Annotated in this window: 4 protein-coding genes; all 4 read left to right on the top strand. The window is 58.5% G+C overall.

The annotated features are described in order from the left end of the window. A partial coding sequence (locus C9413_RS28320) for an AMP-binding protein (RefSeq protein ID WP_348648810.1) occupies positions 1–1561 on the top strand: 1561 nt, incomplete at its 5' end. Further along, the gene (locus C9413_RS33900; RefSeq protein ID WP_348648809.1) at positions 1521–2378 is read left to right on the top strand and encodes a phosphopantetheine-binding protein; all 858 of its coding nucleotides are present in this window, start codon (positions 1521–1523) and stop codon (positions 2376–2378) included. The genes C9413_RS28320 and C9413_RS33900, both read left to right, overlap by 41 nt. After that, positions 2273–3079, top strand: coding sequence for a hypothetical protein (locus tag C9413_RS28315; protein ID WP_170251224.1), 807 nt, complete (start codon positions 2273–2275; stop codon positions 3077–3079). Before C9413_RS33900 ends, C9413_RS28315 begins: the two co-directional genes overlap by 106 nt. 43 nt (positions 3080–3122) lie before the next feature. Next, positions 3123–4475 (top strand): hypothetical protein (locus C9413_RS28310; protein ID WP_210263640.1); only part of this gene is annotated, 1353 nt, incomplete at its 3' end.

The following is a 4475-nucleotide window of genomic DNA, read 5'->3' as shown; positions in this document are numbered from 1 at the left end:
CAACGTGAAGGGCTTTTCGAATTTCGACATGTTCTTCTGCGCGTTCGAAGAAGAAAACGGCGTCCGCATCGATGTCGAATACAATGCGGAGGTCTTCGACCGATCGACAATCGAGCGCTGGATCCAGCATTTCGCAACGCTCGCCGAAGCCCTGTCCAGGAACATCGACGTCGAGATCTCAAGGCTGCCGTTATTGAGCGACGACGAACGCGGCTGGCTGATCGACGGATTGAACGACACGGCGGCAAACTATCCGCGCGATGAGCACGTGGCCTCCCTCTTCGCCCGCAAGGCGTCGAAGCAGCCCGATGCGGTTGCAGCCGAACATGGCGGCCGCTCCATCACTTACGGCAGGCTGGAAGCCCGCTCCAATCAGTTTGCCCGATATATTCAAGAGGCGATACCCGAGCCCGGCCAGCGCATCGCACTGCTCGTCGACCGGTCGCTAGACATGGTCGTGGCGCTGCTGGCGATCATGAAGGCCGGACACACCTACGTGCCCATGGATCTTTCCCATCCTGAAGAGCGCCTTTGCCAGACCCTCGACGTCGCGCGCGTCGGCGGCCTGATATGCGACAGCGATGCCATGGCGTCGCTAGCCCCCGCAGACATTCCCGTTATTCGCATCGACGAGGAAGCAAAGGCGATAGGCCGAATGACCAGCACTGCGCTTGACGCTCTGCCGCCTAATTCCGCTGCCCCTGCATATGTCATCTTTACCTCCGGCTCGACCGGGGCACCCAAGGGCGTCGAAGTGTCCCATCAGGCATTGACGAACTTCCTCCTCTCCATGGCGAAGGAGCCCGGCTTCACCGATCGGGATACGATCCTTGCGGTGACGACGATCTCGTTCGACATCGCGGGGCTCGAGCTCTACCTGCCGCTCGTTACCGGTGGGAAGATGGTGATTGCCGACCGGCAGCAGGTGCAGGATGGCTTCGCCATTGTCGATCTCGTGGAAAAGAGCGGTGCGACCGTGCTTCAGGCAACCCCAACGCTCTGGCAGATGCTGGTCGAGGCCGGCCTGGAGGACAAACCGCACCTCAAGATGCTGTGCGGCGGAGAGCCTATGCCGAAAGAACTCGCCAAATCCCTGCTGAAAATCGGCGGCGAGCTCTGGAACATGTATGGCCCGACGGAGACAACGGTCTGGTCGTCCGTCGCGCGCATTACCGACGCGGAGGCACCGATCACCATCGGCCATCCGATTGCCAATACCCAGCTTCACATCGTCGGCGGCAACAACGACATCGCGCCGATCGGCGTCACCGGCGAGCTGTGCATAGGCGGTGACGGCCTGGCGAACGGCTACTTCGACCGGCTGGATCTGACCGAAGGCCTTCGTTCCGATCTCCTTCGGCTCGAACCGGTCAACGCGGCTCTATCGGACCGGCGATGTCGGACGCCGCCTTGCGAACGGTTCGCTGCAACTGCTCGGACGCCGAGACCAGCAGATCAAGCTCCGCGGCTTCCGCATCGAACTCGGCGATATCGAAGCCGTCGTTTCGAAGGCTCCCGGCGTGCGCCATTGCGCGGTCGTCGCTGCGGAGAAAAAGAGTGACGGCAAATTGCTCGTTGGATACATCGTACCGGAAGCAGGCGCCGAGCCGAGCGCAGCCGAGCTCTCGGACTTCGTCACGGCGAAGCTGCCCCGCTACATGGTGCCGACCTACTGGGTGACCGTCAGCGAATTGCCGCAGACAGGCAACGGCAAGCTTGATCGCAAGACGTTGCAGCAGCGAGGAATTCCTGCCCACAGCACCGAGGCTAAAAAGACCAAACCGCGCACTCCAATGGAAGTGCAACTTGCGGCTATTTGGCAGGACATACTCGGCAGCCAGGATATCGGCGTGGACGACAATCTCTATGCGCTTGGAGCCGACTCCCTCACGATTTTCCGCATGGCAGCGCGCATGCTGGACGCCAATCTCCCGCTGGAAGCCAAGCACCTCTTGCGCTACCCGTCCATCGCGCAATTGGCCAGGTTTGCCGAACAGCAGATCCGGCGGCGAGAGAAGCTGTCCAAAGGCCTGTCCTCAATGTGGTGCAGCGTCTTGAACGTTGACCAATTGCAGCCTGATGACGATTTCTTTGCCCTCGGCGGCAACTCCGTTCTCGCAGCCAAACTCCTGCAAGACGTAGAGGCGACCTACAAGATCGTTCCAAATCCGGAAATGATTTCCAAATTTCGGACATTCCAGGAATTCACGGCAAAAATCGCCAAGACACTGGAAGGCGTTGAAACGGATTCGTCTCTTTGGGAATTGGTGACATGCAAGACAGGCAGCAGCGATGCTGTTGTCTATACGTTAATCATCCTTTCCTGTACTACGCGCTCGCTACCGAGATCGACGACAGCATTTCGGTTCACAACCTGAACATGTTCAGCGCTGATTTGACGAGCGCACCGGCGGATATGTCGGTGGAAGATATAGCCAGACAAGCGATCGAAGCGATGAAAATACCGGCGGGAACCCGTCGTTTGGCCCTTGTCGGTCTGTGTGTGAACGGCATTTTGGTCATGGAGATCAGCCGGCAGTTGCGCGAAATCGGCATAGACGTACGCTGTACCGCTGCCATCGATAGCTGGTGCCCCACGTACGTATCATCGCTGCCCAAGAGCCGCCTAATGTGGTGGCAGACCGAAAGGCGCGCGAAGCGGGTCTTGCACTTCACCAGCAAGCTGGTGAAGGGGGACATTACCGCCCAGGATTACTTCAGGCACTTCAACATCTCATGGAAGCTGATGCAGCTTCTTCACGTGAAAAGTGCCGAACCTTTGGAGTCAGATCGTGCCAATGCGATGGTCACTGCGTTCATGAATTCCGCAGCCGCGCATCACAATGACCCGGCAATCAGAGATTCATCAATTGTCCTGGTGCGCAGTCAGGCGCACAATAGCCGGGCACGAAAGTTGAGGTTCGGCTGGAGGAACGCCGTCGCCGAGGACACGCCGGTGCTCGACCTGGAAGGATGGCATGAGGACTCGCTGATAGATTCCGGCAAGGCCCTGGCAAATCTCATATCCGCGCGCCTTGGAGCCTCCTCGGACGTGTCATCAGGCGGAATAGCTCACTGAGCGCAATTCGTCAGACGTTCGTCAATTTCGGGAGCACGCGCGGATGGGAATGGCAGCACACAGACCTTTGAAAGTTGCGGTCCTGGCAAAGTCGAGGGATCGGCTCGAAGCATGGCAATTGATGGTGCTTGACCGGCTTGCTTCCGAGCCTCTTTTTGATCTTGCAAGCATCATCGTGCATCAGGCGGCACCTAAGGTTCGGGTGCCGAAGCTCTTCGCACTCGAGGCCCGTCTGGAACGCAGGCTCCTTACCCATGAGACCCCCTATCTGCCGAAATCCTTTTCGTCCGAATCCCAACGGTTCGACGACATGGGATCGCGCGATTTAGAAACGGCGGAGAGCCAGGACATCCTTCGACGCCTCATGCAGGACCTGGAAGTGGACATCGTCGTTCGTATGACGCCGTCGGGCCTGCCATCAGGCGTGAGTGACGCCTTGCCGTTCGGAGAATGGGCGTTGAGTTGCAGCGATCAGGTCTCGGACAATGTCGACTGGTTTGCCTATCGTGGTACTATTTCGAAGGCGGCATCGGTCGAGCTCTTGCTTTATAAGTCCGCAGGACCAGGCGGAAGCGTTGACGTCATTGCGTCGTCCTTCTTCAATACCAAGACAAGTGCTGCGCGCGTTGCCGCCTCCATAAAGGAGCGTGGCGTGACCTTGCTTATGCGCGAATTGAGACGCCTTGCCGAGACACGGCAACTGCATGTGATCGCCCGCCGGCCCATTCCGGCAATCCCCCCGCCCTCCACTTCAGACCTTGGCCGCTACGTTGCTACGCTTGCTGGCGACCTCGCCGCCCGTTGCATCAAAATGCTGAGAAAGAAGCTTCATTCCGGTTCGTCCGTTTGGGCCCTCTATACCGGCGGGGGTCACATCGAGGATTTCGACCCACAGCAATCCGTTGAAATTCCGCCAACGATGAACGAGATCAAGGCGGATCCCTTCCTTTTCGAACACGGGAACGAATGTTACCTCTTCTGCGAAGCCTACGCGGATGGCCAGAAGAATGCCCACATTGCCGTCGGGCGCTTCCGCGGAGACAAGCTTGAACACCTCGGGATAGCCTTGCGTTGCGAGCACCACCTTTCCTATCCTTTTGTTTTCAGGGATGGTGAGGATATTTTCATGATGCCCGAGCGGCACCAATCGCGCCAGATCCAGATCTGGCGCTGCGTCGAATTTCCGCTGAAGTGGGAATTGTACTCGACGGCGCTCGAAGGCCGGTCGGCCGCCGACAGCGTGCTGATGCGTCATGGCGGAAAATGGTGGCTTTTCACCAATCTGTCGGATTTCCACGACTATGAAGATCACTGCTGCGAACTCTATGTTTTCGAGGTCGACGGTCCAAAGCTCGAGCGCGTGACGCCGCACCGGCACAATCCGGTCGTCATAGAC

The sequence above is a fragment of the Rhizobium sp. SEMIA 4085 genome (assembly GCF_013004495.1).
Taxonomy (GTDB): domain Bacteria; phylum Pseudomonadota; class Alphaproteobacteria; order Rhizobiales; family Rhizobiaceae; genus Rhizobium; species Rhizobium gallicum.
Note: the sequence above shows the minus strand (reverse complement) of the source record. Positions and strands in the feature narration are given on the sequence as shown.

Excerpts from the sequence above, each read along its gene's own strand:
- C9413_RS28315 (WP_170251224.1), top strand. The coding sequence starts at position 2,273 with ATGCAAGACAGGCAGCAGCGATGCTGTTGTCTATACGTTAATCATCCT.